14 protein-coding genes are annotated in these 17623 nt (G+C 64.4%); 4 read left to right on the top strand and 10 right to left on the bottom strand.

Features of this window, described 5'->3' with window-relative positions:
• Window positions 1-209 precede the first annotated feature (209 nt).
• Complete coding sequence (locus tag WJS89_RS05550) at window positions 210-4964, top strand: beta strand repeat-containing protein (RefSeq protein WP_346339925.1); 4755 nt, start codon at window positions 210-212, stop codon at window positions 4962-4964.
• A 483-nt stretch (window positions 4965-5447) separates the two neighbouring features.
• Window positions 5448-7187: a calcium-binding protein gene (locus WJS89_RS05545; RefSeq protein WP_346339924.1), complete on the top strand. Its 1740-nt coding sequence runs from the start codon at window positions 5448-5450 to the stop codon at window positions 7185-7187.
• Window positions 7188-7202: 15 nt separating this feature from the next.
• On the opposite strand, the gene WJS89_RS05540 is transcribed toward WJS89_RS05545, so the two are convergent.
• On the bottom strand, window positions 7203-7448 hold the full coding sequence (locus tag WJS89_RS05540; RefSeq protein ID WP_346339923.1) for a hypothetical protein: 246 nt from the start codon (window positions 7446-7448) through the stop codon (window positions 7203-7205).
• Window positions 7449-7603: 155 nt separating this feature from the next.
• Between WJS89_RS05540 and WJS89_RS05535 the strand changes: the two genes are divergently transcribed.
• Together WJS89_RS05535 and WJS89_RS05530 are read left to right on the top strand one after the other, a co-directional pair.
• Window positions 7604-8299 carry a pirin family protein gene (locus WJS89_RS05535; protein WP_346339922.1) on the top strand — a complete coding sequence of 232 codons (696 nt, stop codon included), beginning with the start codon at window positions 7604-7606 and terminating at the stop codon, window positions 8297-8299.
• Between the two features lie 43 nt (window positions 8300-8342).
• Window positions 8343-9665 carry a hypothetical protein gene (locus WJS89_RS05530; protein ID WP_346339921.1) on the top strand — a complete coding sequence of 441 codons (1323 nt, stop codon included), beginning with the start codon at window positions 8343-8345 and terminating at the stop codon, window positions 9663-9665.
• A 9-nt stretch (window positions 9666-9674) separates the two neighbouring features.
• Here WJS89_RS05530 and WJS89_RS05525 read toward each other — a convergent pair whose 3' ends face one another.
• The 9 genes from WJS89_RS05525 to WJS89_RS05485 all read right to left on the bottom strand — a co-directional run bounded on the left by WJS89_RS05525 (window position 9675) and on the right by WJS89_RS05485 (window position 17509).
• Window positions 9675-10292, bottom strand: a complete 618-nt coding sequence (locus WJS89_RS05525; RefSeq protein ID WP_346339920.1) for a DNA-3-methyladenine glycosylase family protein — start codon at window positions 10290-10292, stop codon at window positions 9675-9677.
• Window position 10293: 1 nt separating this feature from the next.
• Window positions 10294-11037, bottom strand: a complete 744-nt coding sequence (gene rlmB, locus WJS89_RS05520) for a 23S rRNA (guanosine(2251)-2'-O)-methyltransferase RlmB (protein WP_346339919.1) — start codon at window positions 11035-11037, stop codon at window positions 10294-10296.
• Window positions 11038-11074: 37 nt separating this feature from the next.
• The gene (locus WJS89_RS05515) at window positions 11075-11407 is read right to left on the bottom strand and encodes a hypothetical protein (RefSeq protein ID WP_346339918.1); all 333 of its coding nucleotides are present in this window, start codon (window positions 11405-11407) and stop codon (window positions 11075-11077) included.
• A gap of 102 nt (window positions 11408-11509) precedes the next feature.
• The gene (phoB, locus tag WJS89_RS05510; RefSeq protein ID WP_346339917.1) at window positions 11510-12208 is read right to left on the bottom strand and encodes a phosphate regulon transcriptional regulator PhoB; all 699 of its coding nucleotides are present in this window, start codon (window positions 12206-12208) and stop codon (window positions 11510-11512) included.
• Window positions 12209-12228: 20 nt separating this feature from the next.
• Window positions 12229-12948: a phosphate signaling complex protein PhoU gene (gene phoU, locus WJS89_RS05505; protein ID WP_346339916.1), complete on the bottom strand. Its 720-nt coding sequence runs from the start codon at window positions 12946-12948 to the stop codon at window positions 12229-12231.
• A complete protein-coding gene (gene pstB / locus WJS89_RS05500) occupies window positions 12941-13720 on the bottom strand; it encodes a phosphate ABC transporter ATP-binding protein PstB (protein ID WP_346340081.1) in 780 nt (259 codons plus the stop codon). Before pstB ends, phoU begins: the two co-directional genes overlap by 8 nt.
• Before the next feature lie 85 nt (window positions 13721-13805).
• Complete coding sequence (gene pstA, locus WJS89_RS05495; RefSeq protein WP_346339915.1) at window positions 13806-15071, bottom strand: phosphate ABC transporter permease PstA; 1266 nt, start codon at window positions 15069-15071, stop codon at window positions 13806-13808.
• Window positions 15064-16443: a phosphate ABC transporter permease subunit PstC gene (gene pstC, locus WJS89_RS05490; protein WP_346339914.1), complete on the bottom strand. Its 1380-nt coding sequence runs from the start codon at window positions 16441-16443 to the stop codon at window positions 15064-15066. Before pstC ends, pstA begins: the two co-directional genes overlap by 8 nt.
• Window positions 16444-16474: 31 nt before the next feature.
• On the bottom strand, window positions 16475-17509 hold the full coding sequence (locus tag WJS89_RS05485; RefSeq protein WP_346339913.1) for a substrate-binding domain-containing protein: 1035 nt from the start codon (window positions 17507-17509) through the stop codon (window positions 16475-16477).
• Window positions 17510-17623: the final 114 nt, after the last annotated feature.

Here is a 17623-nt window from a genome sequence, read left to right as displayed (position 1 = left end):
GTGGTGCGTTATCTCATCGAGCCAAGGAGTAACGGCGCGACGTGACATTCCAACATCAGTTTCGAAAATCTTGAGGACGCTAACCCGTTATTGACCATTTCTGGCCAAATTCGGGTTTGCCTCTGACATCGCTTTCCGTTAGGCAAAAGCAGCGCGACAATTTTGGGTACACACCATCTCCCTTAACAGGGGGGCAATAGGAGTAAAAAATGGCACGTTTGATTCTTACCGAAGGCGGCTTCCAGTTCGCCGGTAACGATGGGTCGGATCCCACGGAAGTCCGTGGTACGGTCGAAGGTAGCGAAGAGATCACGGTTATTGGCGGTATCGTCAATTTCGGTGCGAGCTTCGGTACGGGTGGTGGCGACATCATCAACCTCCCGGGCAGCGCCGACGACTATGTCGTTTCGCGTTCGGGTAACGTCGTGATCTTCACGAACCCCGACAACGGCGACGTCATCACGATCCCGACGGGCGCCAATGCCAACACGATCACCTTCGACGGCGGCGCCGACGCGCGTTCGCTCAGCATCGTCGACGGTCAGTTCCAGCTCGACGGCCAGGTCATCACGACGACCGAGCAGCCCGTGTTCGCCGACGGCTTCGTGCCCGAGGAAGTTCCGGTCGCCGCCAACGATTCCTTCACGGTCGCTGAAGACGGCATGGTCATGGGCGACGTCGGTGCCAACGACACCGATAGCGACACGCCCGCCGGGAACCTCACCTTCGCCCTGGTCGAAGGTACGGACGTTCCGGGCCTCACGTTCAATTCGGACGGCACCTTCACGCTCGACACGAGCGATGAAGCCTATCCCGAACTGACCGACAGCCAGACGGCCACGGTCACGTTCAGCTACACGGTCACCGATCCCGAGGGGAACACGGACACCGCCACGGTCACCGTCAACGTCAACGGCGTCGATTCCGACCCCGTCGCGATGGCTGCCACCGATTCGGGTGACGAAGACACGACGATCAGCGGCTCGCTCGCTGACAATGCGATGGATCCCGAAGGCGAAGACCTCACCTTCTCGATCGTCGGCAATGCGCCCGCTGGTTTCACGCTGAACCCCGACGGCAGCTATACGCTCGACGCCTCGGTCGCCGCCTATCAGGCGCTGAACGACGGCGAGAGCCAGGATGTGGTCGTTACCTATCAGGTCACCGATCCGGCCGGTAACACCGACACCGCGACGCTGACGATCACCGTCAACGGCACGTCGGCCCAGGCCAACAACGTGACGCTCCTCACGCCGGGCATCGATCTTCTGGACGGCACGCTCGACCAGGACATCTACATCGCGCGTAACAACGAGCTTGGTGCGGGCGACGTCATCGACGATCCCAACCAGGGCGACAATGACGAGCTGCGTCTCTTCATCAACGCCGACAACACGCTCCAGAACTACGGCGCGTTCGAACTCGATTCGATCGAGCGTTTCGTCGTCACCAACGACGACACCGCGCCGGTCACGATCGACCTTTCGTCGAGCACGGGTCTGGAAACCGTCGCGTCGCGTAACAGCTCGGAAGGCGTGACCTTCACCGAACTCACGAACCTTGCTGGCGTCGAAGTCAACAACGTCACCGGCAACAACGCGTTCGTCGAAGTCGAGTATCAGAACGAACTGCTCGACGGCGACAACGACGCTGTCGACCTGACGGTGAACGGTGCCAACTCGGCGCGCATCACCATCGGTGGTACGGACGGCATGGAAGGCATGGGTGTCGAGACGATCAACCTGACCGTCATCGGCAACAGCACCATCGGCAACCTCGATTCGGAAATCACGACGCTCAACGTCTTCGGTGAAGGCAATGTCGTTCTCCAGGATCTGCCGGACACGCTGGAAACCCTCGACGCGAGCGGCCAGGTCGGCAACACGACCGTCGTTCTCGACGATCTGAGCGACACGCCGACGATCATCCTGAGCGGCAGCGAAGGCGACACGATCGTTTCGGCCGACGCCGACATCAACGACGTCGATTTCACCAACTTCGAAGGCATCAACGTCCTCACGGCGACGAACGGTTCGTCCGTCGAGCTGGGCGCCGAAGCTGAAGAAGCTGGCATCGACATCGTGAACCTCGGCCTCGGTTCGACCACGGCGACCAATCTCGACGCCATGGCCTACGAGACCTCGCTCACCGTGAATGTGGATGGCGGCAACAACACCGTCGACCTCGGTACGGCGAACGACATCGTCAACGTCACCAATGTTGCGGACACCGACAACATCGATGGCGGTGACGGCGACGGCGACGTCCTCAACATCCGTACGTCGGCGAACCTGTCGAATGCGAACCTGCTGAGCGGTTTCGAGCAGATCAATCTCAACCCGACCAATGCGACGGGTGATTTCACGATCAACCTCGACGACGACAATGCTCCGTCGGTCGGCGAAGTGCTCAACATCAATGGCGGCAACCTTGGTGCCGGCAATGTTCTGACCTTCAACGGCAATGCGATCACGACCTATAACGTGAACGTAACCGGTGGTGCGGGTAACGACGCGCTTTATTCGGTGAACGGCGTTGGTGGTGACACTCTCAATGGCGGTGCTGGTAATGACATTCTGCAGGCATCGGCCGAGGCTGGCGTTGCCGACACGCTCAACGGCGGTGCCGGTAACGATAGCCTTACTGGTCTCGGCGGAGATCTTGTGATCAATGGCGGCGAAGGCGCCGATGAGATCTTCAAGTTTGCCAGTGGCCTTTATGATGTCTCTGCCGGAGCCGGTAACGATATCATTTATGTCGAAAATGCGACTTGGACGGCGGCCGACATCGTGGACGGTGGCGACGGCACGGATCAATTCTGGTTCGGCGCCAATAGCGGCCCGGTAACGGACGCTCAGTTCGCGAACAAAACCAGCGTTGAAATCCTGGGTAAGGCCTTCACGAGCGAGTCGGTCACCATTGGTGCAAATGCGCAGGCTGCGGGCATCCGCACGGTTGCTCTGTCGTCCACTGGGGATGACACGCTGGATGCATCCGCGTACACGGTGGGTCTCACCGTCGATACGGAAGCTTCGCTCACGCTGAACAACCCGCCGTACGGACCGAACACCTACGAGATCGGTGCCGGTAACGACACGGTCATCACCGGGTCGGGTGCCGACGTTGTTCTCATGAACGACGGCGACAGCAACATCACGCTCAATGCCGGTAACGACGTTGTCCGTGCGGAAGACGGTGAACTCACGTTCGCCGACGTCATCTCGGGCGGTGCAGGTACCGACACCGTCGAGCTGGACAACAGCATGGGTGGCGTTGATGCCTACGTCGATCTCGACAACGTCTCGAGCATCGAGAACTTCGAGCTCACCTCGAGCGGTGATCGTACTGCCGGTGTCGATGCCGACGACAACCTGCTGGTCTTCACGGGCGACAGCGACAGCGTGACCGACGTCACGGTGATCAATGTCGATGCCTCGATGCTGACCGACACTGCCGACAGCCTGACGGTTCGTCTCGATGGCGGTCTTACGGAAGGTGACTACAGCTTCGTCATTACCGGTGGCGCTGCGACGACGATCGTCGACAAGGACAACCTCGGGGTCGACAACAACATCGACTTCAACGGTGGTTCGGGTGAGGACATCCTCCAGATCAACGGTGACGACCTCGGTTCGACCGTTGAGTTCGACGGCAACGGCGGTCGCGACGTCATCTACCAGACGGGTGGCACGATCACCGACGACGGCTTCATCTCCGTCTTCGATGTCGAAGTCATCTCGGGTGATGCAGGCATGATCGACGTCGTTCTCGGCCAGCGCGCCGAAGCGGCAGGCATCAACGAAGTTGAAGGTACCGACGGCGACGACTCGGTCGTGCTGGGTGCAGGCTATGACGGGACGCTGACGCTCTCGCTCATGGGCGGTACCGACACGGTCAACGGCGGTGCCGGCGACGCGGTCCTGGTCTTCGAATATGACGATCTGAATGACCTCGGTGGCGAAGACACGCTGACCGGTGGCACTACTGCCAACGATCGCATCAACGCGACCTTCTCGGCCGGTGCTTCCAGCCTCGACGGCGTGGCGGGTGTCGAAACCCTCAACATCGCCACGGCGGGCAGCAACGGGACGACCGTCCCGGGCGGCCAGCTCTATGTCGATCTGGGTGGCATCAGCGCAGCCGATGCGCCGGGTGGCTTCACGGTCAATGCGACCGGCCTGAACGGGTTCGAAGACCTGTTCATCGACGGCATTGGCGCTTCGGTTGCTCTGACGATCAACTCGGGTGGCGGTGACGACACCATCTATGGTGGCCTCATGGCCGATCGCATCAATGCCGGTGGCGGTGATGACACGGTCTACGGCGAAGCCGGGAACGACGTCATTTACGGTCAGGGCGGTGCGGACTCGCTGTATGGCGGTGCCGGTCGTGACGAGATCCACGGTGGTGACGGCGACGACACCGTCGAAGGTGGTGCCGGTGGCGACATGCTCTGGGGCAATGCTGGCGCTGATACGTTCGTCTACAACGACCAGAGCGAAAGCTTCGGTGGTCAGGCGAGCACCCGTGACACCATCATGGACTTCGTGAGCGGTGAAGACGTGATCGATCTGACGAACATCGACTTCAACATCACGTCGGGCGATGCTGGCGATCCGGTTGCCACGGGCAACCTCGAGTATCTGGGTGAGGTCAACACCTTCGCCGACGTCGAGGGTTCGCTCTCGGGTGGCGGCAACGTCCAGGCGATCTTCCTGATCGACGACGACGGTGTCGGCGGCACGCTCTACATCGACGCCGACAACGACGGCGATGTGTCGGCCAACGACATCCAGATCCGGTTCGAAACCGTTTCCGATCTCGATGCTGCGGACCTGCAGTATGGTGGCGGCGACGCGATCGACAGCGATCCGGGCTCGACGGCGGTTGCTCCGGCGAACGACGGCATCGACATGATGGTCAATCCGTTCGACATGCACATGCTGGCGGGTGAACTCGGCTAAGCCGAACCTCCCATTCCAGTAAGTGAGGTGAGGGCCTCCTACCGAAAGGTAGGGGGCCCTTTCCTTTTGGCGAGATGCGCGGGCCGAGCCGTCCTATCGGGCCCGACCCCCACGACCCTCACTCACCGTCCGCGTGCTCCCCGTCGGTGCGCTCGATGCGCGCGTCTCTGGCTGTCGGATCGCGCGCTTCAGGCTTGCTCGCTCTCGAGGTCCGCGCCGGAGATGGCCGCCTTTCCCTTCTCGAACCCCTGTCGATCTCGTCGCGCCTCCCCCGGGCGTTGGCCTGTGCTGGCGGACATCGTCGGCAACGTGTTTCGGCATCCCCCCGGCAAGACCCCGGGGAATCGACGCGCCATCCGTTCCGGGCATCGGACACGCCGCCGCTTGCGCCCGACCGCCGGTGCGCGCTTGCCTGCCGATCGTCTTGCAAAGTCACCGCCCGCGCTCCACGCTGCGTCTTTGATCTTCCAAGGAGTGCGTCCCATGGCCCGTCTGATCCTGACCCGCGGCGAAAGTGTCTTCATTGGCGGAGAGGCCAGCGTGGTCGGAACGACCGACGGCGCCGAGATCGTGACGGTCGTCGAGGGCGTGATCCGCTTCGACGCGAGCTTCAATACGGGCGGGGACACCATCAACCTCCCGGGCCAGGCGAGCGACTATACGGTGTCCTCGTCGGGAGCGGTGATCACGCTCCAGAGCGCGACGACCACCGCAATCATCCCCGCCGGTCCCGCGGGCGCGACCATCACGTTCGACGGCGGCACCGATGCGCGCCTCCTCAGCATCGACCCCACCACCTTCACGATTACGCTCGGCGACACGATCGTATCGCGAAGTCCGCAAACGCTGCCCGACAGCGATGCGTCAAACGAGACGCTTGTCGTCACCGGTTGGGACGGGAGCCAGGAGCTGGAGGGTGGCGACGGGTTCGATGTCCTTCGCGCGCTGGTGACGGAGGATGTCTCGATCCCGGATGCGTCGCCCTTTTCGGGGTTCGAGCGGATCGAAGTGTCGGCGCAATCCGGCGTGACCTCGATCGCGCTCGATTTCGACGACATCAATGCGCCTTCCTTCGGCGACCGGCTCGTCGTCGACGCGAGCGCGCTACCCGCGGAGACTGCCATCGACCTCGTCGCCTTTCCGGATGTCAGCGCCTATTCGGTGACGTTCATCGGCGGGGCAGGGGGCGATTATCTCGACGCCGACAATGCCCGCGGCGGCGACCTTCTGGTCGGCGGCCCCGGTGGGGACGAATTATGGGCGGGGAGCAGCGCGGCGACGGGTCTTGGCGATCGCGCCTTCGGCGGCGAGGGCGATGATTTCCTCAATTCGTCCGGCAGCCGCTTCAACGCGCTATACGGCGAGGGCGGGGATGACACATTCTTCCTCTATGACGAAGGCGCAGTGCTGCTCGACGGGGGCGTGGGCAATGACGATTTCTACACGCTGGAATATCTCGGCGGCGACGTGCGGGTCCGCGGCGGGGAGGGGTCGGACACGATCTTCACCCGCGGCGAACTGGTCGATGCCGACTTCGCGCTCGTCGAGAGCGTCGAGGCGCTGGTCGGCTTCGAGACCAGTTTCCTGACGCTAGGGGCCAATGCGCAAGCGGCAGGGATCGGCAGCGTCGCCTTCGGCTTCGATGGTACGAACAGTCTCGATGCCACGGCGTTCACGCGCGCGTTGCTGGTGGATGGCTCGAACGGAGACGATGTGCTGCGTACGGGAAGCGGGACGGACCGCGTGGCGGGGCTCGGGGGTGCGGACACGCTGCAAGGCGGAGCGGGCGCCGACCTGTTCGTCTATTTCGCGGCGAGCGATTCGATCGACGGGATCGCGGTGGACACGATCCTCGATTTCGCGCCGGGCGAGGACAGGATCGCGATCGTCGACGCGCTCGCGACGCCGGACAGCTTCATCTTTCGTGGCAGCGTCAGCAGCATCGCGGAAGCGGAGGCGCTGCTCTCCGACAGCGTGGGCGACGGCGGCATGCTGGAAGCGGTGTTCGTCACCGGGGAAGGCGGCGGCAGCCTGTGGATCGATACGCAGAACGACGGCACGCTGGGCACGGGCGACATGCGGATCGAGATGGACGGCGTGGGCGCGCTCGCGGCGTCGGATTTCGGCTTCTACACCACCGCCGACAGCGGGGCAGCGGCGCAGATCTTTCCGGACGCGCCGCCGACCATGGTCGTCATCGATGCAGGCGTGATCCTCGGCTGAGGATCCACGCTGCGATCAGTCGGCGCGCGGCACCTCGTTGAGCGCGCCGCAGGTGCATTCGACGATCAGGATCTGCGGGGTCTCGAATGCCTTGTAGAGCAGTTCGGGGCCGCCATTGTCGACGATGACCTGATCGCACTTGCCGCAGCGCGTGCTTCGGTCGCTGTTGCTTTCGATGATCGGCAGCTTCTCGGCGCGGATATGCGCGTGCTTGCCCTGGACGGTTTCGTCGATGGTTTCGAGCCGGACGTCTTCGGCCATAAGAATAGTTCCTTTCTCGCCCGCGTGGGGCGAATGTCTTCGTGTCTCTCTTCTTCTCTGGGGTGCCGAAGGGGCGCTTGCAAGGGGCGAAGGGTCGCCGGGGTCACATCGCTGTGCCTTCTTGACCGGGCACGGGGGCTGCCCATCTTGGGGGCATGATCGATATCCGACCCTTCGAAACGCTTGGCCACGCCGACCATGGCTGGCTCGATGCCCGCCATCATTTCAGCTTTTCCAGCTATCACGATCCCGCGCGGATGAGCTGGGGGCCGATCCGCGTGTGGAACGACGACCGGATCGCTGCGAAGAGCGGCTTTCCTCCGCACCCGCACCGCGACATGGAAATCATCACCTACGTCCGCACCGGCGCGATCAGCCATCAGGATTCGATGGGCAACAAGGGTCGGACGGGCGCGGGCGACGTGCAGGTGATGAGCGCGGGTACGGGCGTGATGCATGCCGAATATAATCTCGAGGACGAGGAGACGACGCTCTTCCAGATCTGGATCGAGACGGCGCGGCCGGGCGCACAGCCGGGCTGGGGGCAGATGCCCTTTCCCAAGGACGAACGTAACGGCAAGTTCCAGCTTCTCGCGAGCGGCGATCCCGATGACGGATCGCTGAGCTTCAATGCGGACGCCACCGTCTGGGGTGCGACATTGGGGGAAGGCGAAAGCCTCGTCCATCGCACCGCTCCCGAGCGCCACGTCTATCTCGTTCCCTCGGCCCGGGTCCGCGTCAACGGCGTAGAGGCGGGGCCGCGCGACGGTGTCGCGATCCGTGACGAAAGCGACGTGACGATCGAAGCGCTCGACGGTCCGTGCGAACTGGTGCTGGTCGACGCCGCCTGACGGCTTGCATCCGTTTCAAAAGGCTGGTTTGAGCGGGGCCGTCATGAGTTTTTCGCCTTCCTCCCGCTTGTGGTTCGCCGCGCTGATCGGGGTCGGTGCGCTGCTGCCCGTCTCGACCGCGGCAACCGCGAGCGCGACCCCCACGCCATCGAACGTCATCGCCATCCCGCCGCAGGGCGATACGCGCGACGACTCGCGGGTGATCGGGCCGGAATCGCTTCGCAACTTCTCGCTCGAGCGCCCCTCGCAGCAACGCGACGAGCAGCCCTCGTCAACGACGACGAACATTCCGCCGCCCCTCGACCTTCCGTCGCCGACGACCACGACGTCGCGCTCGCCGCAGCGCGCGCCGACTCCCGCACCGCGCGATGTGGTCTCGGAGTCCTCCGCGACTGGTGCTGCAAGCGCGTCCGACGAGGCCGAGGAGACGCAGCGCGAGGTGGTGCTTCCTTCGCTCGAGCCGGTCGAATCGCCGAGCCTCGCGGCGCGCGACGAGGCGCAGGACACGGCCATCGAGCCGCGCGGGCTGGAGGGCGATGCGCTGGACAGCGGGGGAGCGGTCGCCGGTTGGTGGTTGCTGATCCTCCTGCCGCTCCTTGCCATCGGCGCGGCGGTCTTCGCCTTCCGGAAGCGCGACGATGGGCGACCGGTCGGGGAGGGTGCGCTCGCCTTTGCCGGGGCCGCGCCTGCACCCGCACCCGCACCTTCACCGCAGCGATCGCCCACGCCCGCGCGCAGCGCCTCGCCTCCGGCGACGCCCCTCGACGACCTCGCACCACCGCGCCCCCGCGCTGCACCGACGAGGCTTCCCGAACCGGCGCCCCGTCGCGATCCTGCGCCGAAGCCTGCCGCGCCCGTCGGAATCGTGAGCACGGGCTTGAAGCCAAGGTTGATCGCCAGCCTGCGGCCCAAGCGTGCGGTGCTCGACGACGACCAGTTCAGGCTCGATTACGGGATCGAGGTCGGCAATTCGGGCAATGCCGCTGCGACCGGGATACGGATCGATGCGACGATCGTGAATGCGGGGCCCGACCAGCAGGACGCCATCGACCGGGTCATCGAAACGCTTGCAGCACAGCCACGCGCGGCGGACATTCCGCGGCTCGAGGTCGGCGAGGGTGTCCAGACCGATGCGACCGCGCGGCTGCCGCTCGACAAGGCGCGCGTGCTCCAGGCAGGCGACCGACAGATCATCGCACCGCTGCTCGTCCTGCACATCCGCCGCGAGACCGGCGGCGTTCCGGTCGAAGTGTCGACGCAATCCTATGTCATCGGACGCGCGGGCGGTGCGGATGGAAAGCTTGCGCCGATCCGTGTCGATCAGGGCGCGCGCATCTATCGCGAGATCGTTCTCAAGCCCGTCTAGGCCGTCGCGCTAGAGTGGCGGCGCCATATAGGAATGCCATGCGAGGATGGCGGCGGCACCGCGATGCGGCGACCAGGGCTCTGCCCATTGCCGCACCAGCTTTTCGGGTGGGCGCTCCTCGCGATCGAGGATGCGGGCCAGTTCGATCTGCACTGCAAGGTCGCCCGCCGGAAAGGCATCGGGTCGGCCTTCGGAGAAGAGCAGGTAGATTTCCGCCGTCCAGCGACCGATGCCCTTGATCTTCGTCAGTTCGGCGATGGCAGCTTCGTCATCGGCGGGGAGGTTCGCGAAGTCGACGGCGCCGTCGAGAACGAGCTGCGAGAGGCTGCGCGCATAGCCCGCTTTCTGGCGGGACAGGCCGGCCTCGCGCAGGCTGATATCGTCGGCGCCGGTGAGCGCTTCTAGGTCGGGATCCTCGCCGAAACGGCCGGTGAGCTTGGCCCACATACTGTCGGCCGCGGCGACGCTGACCTGCTGGCCCACGATGGTGCGCAGGAGCGTCACATGACCGGTGGGGCGGACGCGTGGGTCGGGGCGGCCGTGGCGCTCAATGGTGCGCGCGAAGGCGGGTTCGATGGCGGCCAGCGCGTCGAGCTCGCGGTCGAGGCTCTCGCGCGTCAGGACCATATCAGGAGGCGGTGGCGGCGGCGTAGAGTGCGATGGCGGCGGCGTTGGAGACGTTGAGGCTCTCCATCGCGTCCGAGATCGGCAGCTTGGCGAGCGCATCGCAATGATCGCGCACGTTGGCGCGCATGCCGGGGCCTTCGGCGCCCAGCACCAGCGCGACCCGTTTGGGGCCCAGGGCTTCGGCGAGCGTCATGTCGGCCTCGCCCGCCAGCCCGATCTTCCAGAAGCCCGCCTCGGCCATCTCGTCCATCGCGCGCGCGAGGTTGACGACCCGCACCCAGGGGATGGTTTCCAAGGCGCCCGAAGCCGCCTTGGCGAGCGCGCCGCCCTCGGGAGGGGCGTGGCGGTCTTGCGTGACGATGGCGATGGCCCCGAAGGCCGCCGCCGAGCGCAGGATCGCGCCGACATTGTGCGGATCGGTTACCTGGTCGAGGACGAGCAGGATCGCGTCTTCGTCGGCCTCGGCGAGCACGTCGCCTAGCCAGATTTCCTCGAGCGGCTCGCACTCGATGACGACGCCTTGGTGCGGCGCGTCCGACGGCACGAGGCGCGCGAGGTCGGTCACCTCGGCGCGCACGACCTGCACCTCGGGCGGAAACTGCATGAAATTCGCGGCTTCCTGCGTCGCCCAGGCTTTCAGGACGCGCCGATCGGGATTGTCGAGCGCGGCGGCGACGGCGTGTTTGCCCCAGAACCGGGGCCGGTTGGGGTTATCGCCGCGTTTGGTTTTGCGTTTGCGAGCCATGGGTGCGCAATGCCCTCTGTTTTAACGAAGGGCAATACTATCGCCGGAGTATCGCGTCCACGGCGACCGGCTCGCAACTCTCCACAGATAATTTAGGACTATCAAGGCGCAGGTAGAAGGATTCCGTATCGAGCGACCATTCTTCGCGACCCCAATTGCGATCGAATCCTCGCTTCGCGTAGGAAGTCTGCTTGGCGTCGTAAAGGAAACTGCGACGTTCTCTATCATAGCAGAGTGAGACGTTTCGTTCGCAGGGCAATACGTTGCGTTGATTGGTATCCGAGATGACCATCGCTCCAGTTACGGTGTTGAACAACACCTCTGGAATTTGGCGCCCTTCTCCATCGCAGAAACGGATGCGGTCAGCCATCTCCCCAGAAGCACAACCACTTAAAAGTAACGTACCGGAAACTATCAAAATCCTCATGCCGCGTCCTGATCCATTGCGGTCGCTTCATTTCGCACGGCGGGGCTACCGCGCCCCCTCGGCATCCAGCGCGTAGCCCGCCGCGCGGACGGTGCGGATGAGGTCGGGGCCGCCGTGCTCGTTCAAGGCAATGCGCAGGCGGCGGATGTGCACGTCGACGGTGCGCAGTTCGATATCCTCGCTGTGCGGCCAGACGGTCTCGAGCAGTTGCTGGCGCGAGAAGACGCGGCCGGGGTTCTCGAGGAAGTGGCGCAGCAAGCGATATTCGGTGGGGCCCAATTGAATCGGCTTGCCCTCGCGGCGTACGCGGTGACCCGCGAGATCCATCTCGATGCCCGCATATTCCAGCTCTTCGGCGGCCAGCGCGGGGCGGACGCGGCGCAGCACGGCGCCCGCGCGGGCGACCAGTTCCTTCGGGCTGAAGGGCTTGGTGATATAGTCGTCGGCACCGGTCTCGAGCCCGCGGATGCGGTCGTCTTCTTCCCCGCGCGCGGTCAGCATGATGATCGGCAGGTTGGCGGTGGATTGGCGACGGCGTAGGCGGCGGCACACTTCGATCCCCGAAATGCCCTCGATCATCCAGTCGAGGAGGACGAGATCGGGAGTGATTTCCTCGGCGAGGATCATCGCTTCCTCGCCGTCGCCGGTGCGGGTCACGTCATAGCCGGCACGTTCGAAATGGTAGGTAACAAGATCGGCCAAGGCGCGATCGTCTTCCACCAGGAGCAATTTCTTGTCGGCCATCGGTACGGGTACCCCTTCCCCTAGTCGTCGCTCTCCGCGTTGAGCGCATCGGTGATCTGCCCGCCGGTGGCCGCATAATAGACCATCTCGGCGATATTGGTCGCATGGTCGCCGACCCGCTCGATATGCTTGGCGACGAAGAGCAACTGCGTCGCCGGGCCGATATTGTGGCTGTCTTCCATCATGTGCGTGAGCAACGTGCGGAAGATCGAATTGTAGAAGTCGTCGACCGCCTGATCGCGGCGCGAGACGCGCAGCGCGGTTTCGGCATCGCGCTCGACGAACGCGGTCAGCACGTCATGCACCATCTCGGTGGCGATGCGCGCCATCTCGGGCATCAGCGACAAGGGTTCGATCCCGTTGACGCCTTCGATTTCCTCGACGCGGCGGGCGATATTCTTGGCATAGTCGCCGATGCGCTCGACGACGCTGGCGATCTTCAATGCGGCCACGACGTCGCGAAGGTCGGCGGCCATGGGGGCGCGAAGGGCGATCGTCTGAATGGCGCGCTGCTCGGTCTCGACCTCGAGCGCGTCGATCTTCTTGTCGTCCTCGACCACCTTGCGCGCGCCCTCGACGTCGCGCTGGACGAGGCAGCGCATGCTCTCGCGGATCTGGTGCTCGGCGAGCCCGCCCATCTGGCTGATGAGCGCGCGCAGCTGGTTGAGGTCCTCGTCGAAGGCCTTCAGCGTATGGGCCGAGATATGCGGTTCGACCGGATTGGATTTGGAATCAGCCATAACGTCCCGTGATGTAATCCTGCGTACGCTGCTGCGTCGGATTGGTGAAAATCTGGCCGGTCTCGCCATATTCAACGAGGTCGCCCAGGTGGAAGAAGGCGGTGCGCTGCGAAACGCGCGCGGCCTGTTGCATGTTGTGCGTGACGATCGCGATGGCATAGCGCCCGCGCAGCTCGTGGATCAGTTCCTCGATCTTGGCGGTGGCGATCGGGTCGAGCGCGGAACAGGGCTCGTCCATTAGGATCACCTCGGGATCGACCGCGATGGCGCGCGCGATGCACAGGCGCTGCTGCTGGCCGCCCGACAGTGCCGTGCCGCTGTCGTCGAGGCGGTCCTTGACCTCGTCCCACAACCCCGCGCGGCGGAGCGAGCCCTCGACGATCTCGTCCATCTCGGTCTTGTTCGTGGTCAGACCGTGGATGCGCGGGCCGTAGGCGATATTCTCGTATATCGACTTGGGGAAGGGATTGGGTTTCTGGAACACCATGCCGACGCGTGCGCGCAGTTGCACGACATCCATCTGCGGCGAATAGACGTCCTCGCCGTCCAGCTCGATGTGACCCGTGACGCGCGCGGCGTCGATCGTGTCGTTCATGCGGTTGAAGCAGCGCAGGAAGGTCGACTTGCCGCAGCCCGACGGGCCGATGAAGGCGGTGACCTTGTCCTCGAAGATGTTCACCGAGACGCCCTTGATGGCCTCTTTGGCGCCATAATAGACGTGGACGTCGTCGGCGCGCATCTTGGGGCGCTGGCCGCTGTCCACATCGTGCATGACGGATGCTTGCGGGGTGGTCGCCGCGTCGGTCGCTTCGGGTTTGATATCGGTCGTATCGGTCATCGAAATCTCTGTTGGCATCCTACCAGCGGCGTTCGAACTTGTTGCGAAGGTAGATGGCGAGCGCATTCATCGCCAGCATGAAGAGCAGCAGGACGATGATGGCGGCGCTCGTCTTCTCGACGAACCCGCGATCCACTTCGTCCGACCACAGGAAGATCTGCATCGGCAGCACCGTCGCCTTGTCGAGGATACCATCGGGCGGCGAGGCGATAAAGGCGCGCATGCCGATGAGCAGCAGCGGTGCGGTTTCGCCGAGCGCGCGCGCCATGCCGATGATGGTGCCGGTGAGGATGCCGGGCAGAGCCAGCGGCAGGACATGGTGGAAGACGACCTGCATCTTCGAGGCGCCGACGCCCAAGGCCGCATCGCGGATCGAGGGCGGGACGGCCTTGATGGCATTGCGCCCCGCGATGACGATGACGGGCATGGTCATCAACGCGAGCGTCAGGCCGCCGACGAGCGGTGCGGAGCGCGGCAAGTGCATGACGTTGAGGAACACCGCGAGGCCCAGGAGGCCGAAGATGATCGAGGGTACCGCGGCGAGATTGTTGATCGACACCTCGACCATGTCGGTCCAGCGATTCTTGGGCGCGAATTCTTCCAGATAGACCGCCGACAGGACGCCGATCGGGAAGGCCAGGAGCATCGTCACGACGATGGTGAAGAAGCTGCCCTTGAGCGCGCCCCAGATGCCGACCGCAGTCGGGTCGGTGCTGTCGCTCGAGGAAAGAAAACTCCAGGCGAAACGGGTATCGAAATGGGCGCGATCGTCGATGCGTGCGGCGAGCGCTTCCATCTCGGCGCTGCCATCGCCCTTCACCGCGAGGTCGAGACCGCTCGAAACGGGAAGGTAGAAGGTGCCGCCGGTGCGCAGCAATTCGGGCTCGTCGATCAATGCGTCGGTCAGCGTGATGGTGGCGCCGTCGGAGAAAATGTCGGCACTGTCCTCGCCATATTGCGCGTCGGCCGCCGAGCGGATGATGCCTGGGAGGCCGGCACTTCCGAGGACGTTTCGTGCGCGCGACCCTTCGAGCATGAACGGCTCGAGCATCACGCCCGAGCTCTGGAAATCGAGATCGAGACGCGCTTCGGTCTTGAAGAAGCCCGATGCGCCGTTGGCGATCATCGTGACGAGCAGGAAGGCGAGGAAGGCGACCGACAGGCCGACCGCCGCCATGCCGAAGAACTTGAAACGCTTCTCGGCGGCATAGCGCGCCCTCACGCGCTTGCTCATCGCATCGCTCTTCCAGCGTTCGCCGGGGGAGAGGGCGGGCGCGTCAGTCATAAGCTTCACGATATTTGCGGACCACGCGCAGCGCGTAGAGGTTGAGAATGAGCGTGATGAAGAAAAGCACGAACCCCAGCGCGAAGGCGGCGAGCGTCTTGGCGCTGTCGAACTCCTGGTCGCCCGTCAGCAGCGCGACGATCTGCGCGGTGACGGTGGTGACGCTGGCAAAGGGGTTGGCGGTGAGGTTGGCGGCAAGGCCCGCCGCCATCACCACGATCATCGTCTCGCCGATCGCGCGGCTGACCGCGAGCAGGATGCCGCCGACGATCCCCGGAAGCGCGGCGGGCATCACGACCTTCTTGACCGTTTCCGACGGGGTCGCGCCCAGCGCGAGGCTGCCGTCGTTCATCGCGCGCGGGACGGCGGCGATACTGTCGTCGGCCATCGAGGAAACGAAGGGAATGATCATGATGCCCATCACGAGACCTGCCGCGAGGGCGCTTTCGGCGGTGGCGGGGATCCCGAGCATGACCCCGAAATCGCGCACTGCGGGTGCCACGGTGATGGCGGCGAAGTAACCGTAAACCACGGTCGGCACGCCCGCCAAAATCTCGAGGATGGGCTTGAGCCAGGTGCGCACCCTGGCGTGGGCATAGTTGGTCAGGAAAACCGCGCTCATCAGGCCCAGCGGGATGGCCACGATCATGGCGATGATCGCGCCGATGAAGATCGTGCCCCAGAAGAGCGGGATAGAACCGAACGCGCCCGAGGAGCCGGCCTGGTCGGCGCGGATCGCGGTCTGCGGCGACCATTGCGTGCCGAACAGGAATTCGAGCGGATTGACCATCTGGAAGAAGCGCAGCGTCTCGAAGAGCAGCGAGAGCACGATGCCGAGCGTGGTGAAGATGGCGATGAGCGACGCCCCGACGAGCAGGATCATCGTCCAGCGCTCGACCCCCGTGCGGGCGCGGAAGTGGACGCCGAGCCGCCGCATCGCGAGAAACAGGCCGATGCCCGCGGCGACGAGCGCGACGATCGAACCGATCCAGCCGAAACGGCTCTGCGCTGCGGCATAGACGGGCGCGATCGCAGCCGATTCCTCATAGAGACCGGTCGAGCGATACCCCTGAGCGATGCTGCGCGCCTCGTTGAGGATCGCCTGTCGCGCAAGGTCGAAGTCGGGCAGCGCTTGTCCGGGGCCCGAGGCCAGCACCGCCTGCATGACGAGCTGGTTCTGGACGATGCTCCAGATCGCTAGGATCGCGAGGGCCGGCAGCGCGCCCCAGAGGAACACATAGACCCCATGATAGACGGGCAGGCTGTGCAGCCGCTCGCCACCACGTCGCAGGCCCTGCGCGCGCGAACGGGCATAGATACCCGCAAGCACGCACAGTCCTACGATCAGGATGGCGGTGAGCAACAAACTCATCGTGTCTCGTCCGGCAGGATCGTCCGCGGTCCTACTTGAGGTCGGCGGCGTTGAGCGGGGTCAGGCCGTCGGCGCGGGAATCGCTTTCGGTCCGGCCCGCATCGTCGAGCGCGACCAGGCCTTTCGTCGACAGAAGCCCGCCGGGCTGCCACGCCTGTCGGTAGGCATTGACGAATTCGCGCAGCGAGGGCTTCGCCTGAACGTGCGCGCCCTTGACGTAGACATAGAGGAGACGCGCGCCGACATAGTCGAGGTTCGAGATCGTGTCGGACGTCGGCTGCACGCCGTCGAGCGTGACCGGCGAGATGCGATCCTGGTTTTCCTCGACGAAGCTGTAGCCCAGAACGCCCAGCGCGCCCGGTTCCTGCGAGACCTTCTGGACGAGGAGATTGTCGTTCTCGCCCGCTTCGACATAGGCGCCGTCTTCGCGGATCTTGGTGCAGGTCTGCTTGTGCTGGTCGCTGTTGGATTCCTTCAGCGCTTCCATTTCGGCATTCGAATCGCAGCCCGCCTCGAGGATCAGCTCGGCGAAGCTGTCACGCGTGCCACTCGTCGGAGGGGGGCCGTAAACGAGGATCGGACGATTCGGGAGCGAGGGGTCGATATCCGACCAGTTCTTCGCCGTCTGCTCCTTGCCATAGGGATTGGCCGCCAGCGCTTCGTAGACCTGCGCGGTGGTGAGCGACAACGGCTCCTGGTCGGCGCCCTGAATGAGCGTGAGACCGTCGATGCCGATGGTCAGTTCGACGACATTGTCGACGCCCGCTGCGGCGCAGGCTTCATATTCGCTGGCCTTCATGCGGCGCGAGGCATTGACCATGTCCGGCTGGTCGGCGCCGAGGCCCTCGCAGAACAATTTCATGCCCGATCCCGTCCCGGTCGATTCGACGATGACGGTCGCACCGGGGTTGGCGCGCTGGAACTGCTCGGCGACCGCGGTCGTGAACGGATAGACGGTGGAGGATCCGACGATCTTGATCTCGCTCGCGCTGGGGTCTCCACCGCCGCCACCGCAACCCGAAAGAAGCCCGGCCATCGCCGCGCCGATAAGAAATTTCTTCAGCATGTCGTTCCCCTAGTGGGCCGCGAATGACGCGGCGTTCTCGCTGGCTACGTGCCTAGCGGGTGGTCCCGACGCCCATTGTGGCCAAGAGGTGACATTATCATGACTATGGGCGCC

This window comes from Sphingomicrobium aquimarinum, from assembly GCF_039655735.1.
GTDB lineage: Bacteria > Pseudomonadota > Alphaproteobacteria > Sphingomonadales > Sphingomonadaceae > Sphingomicrobium > Sphingomicrobium aquimarinum.
This window is presented reverse-complemented; position numbering and strand designations above follow the sequence as displayed.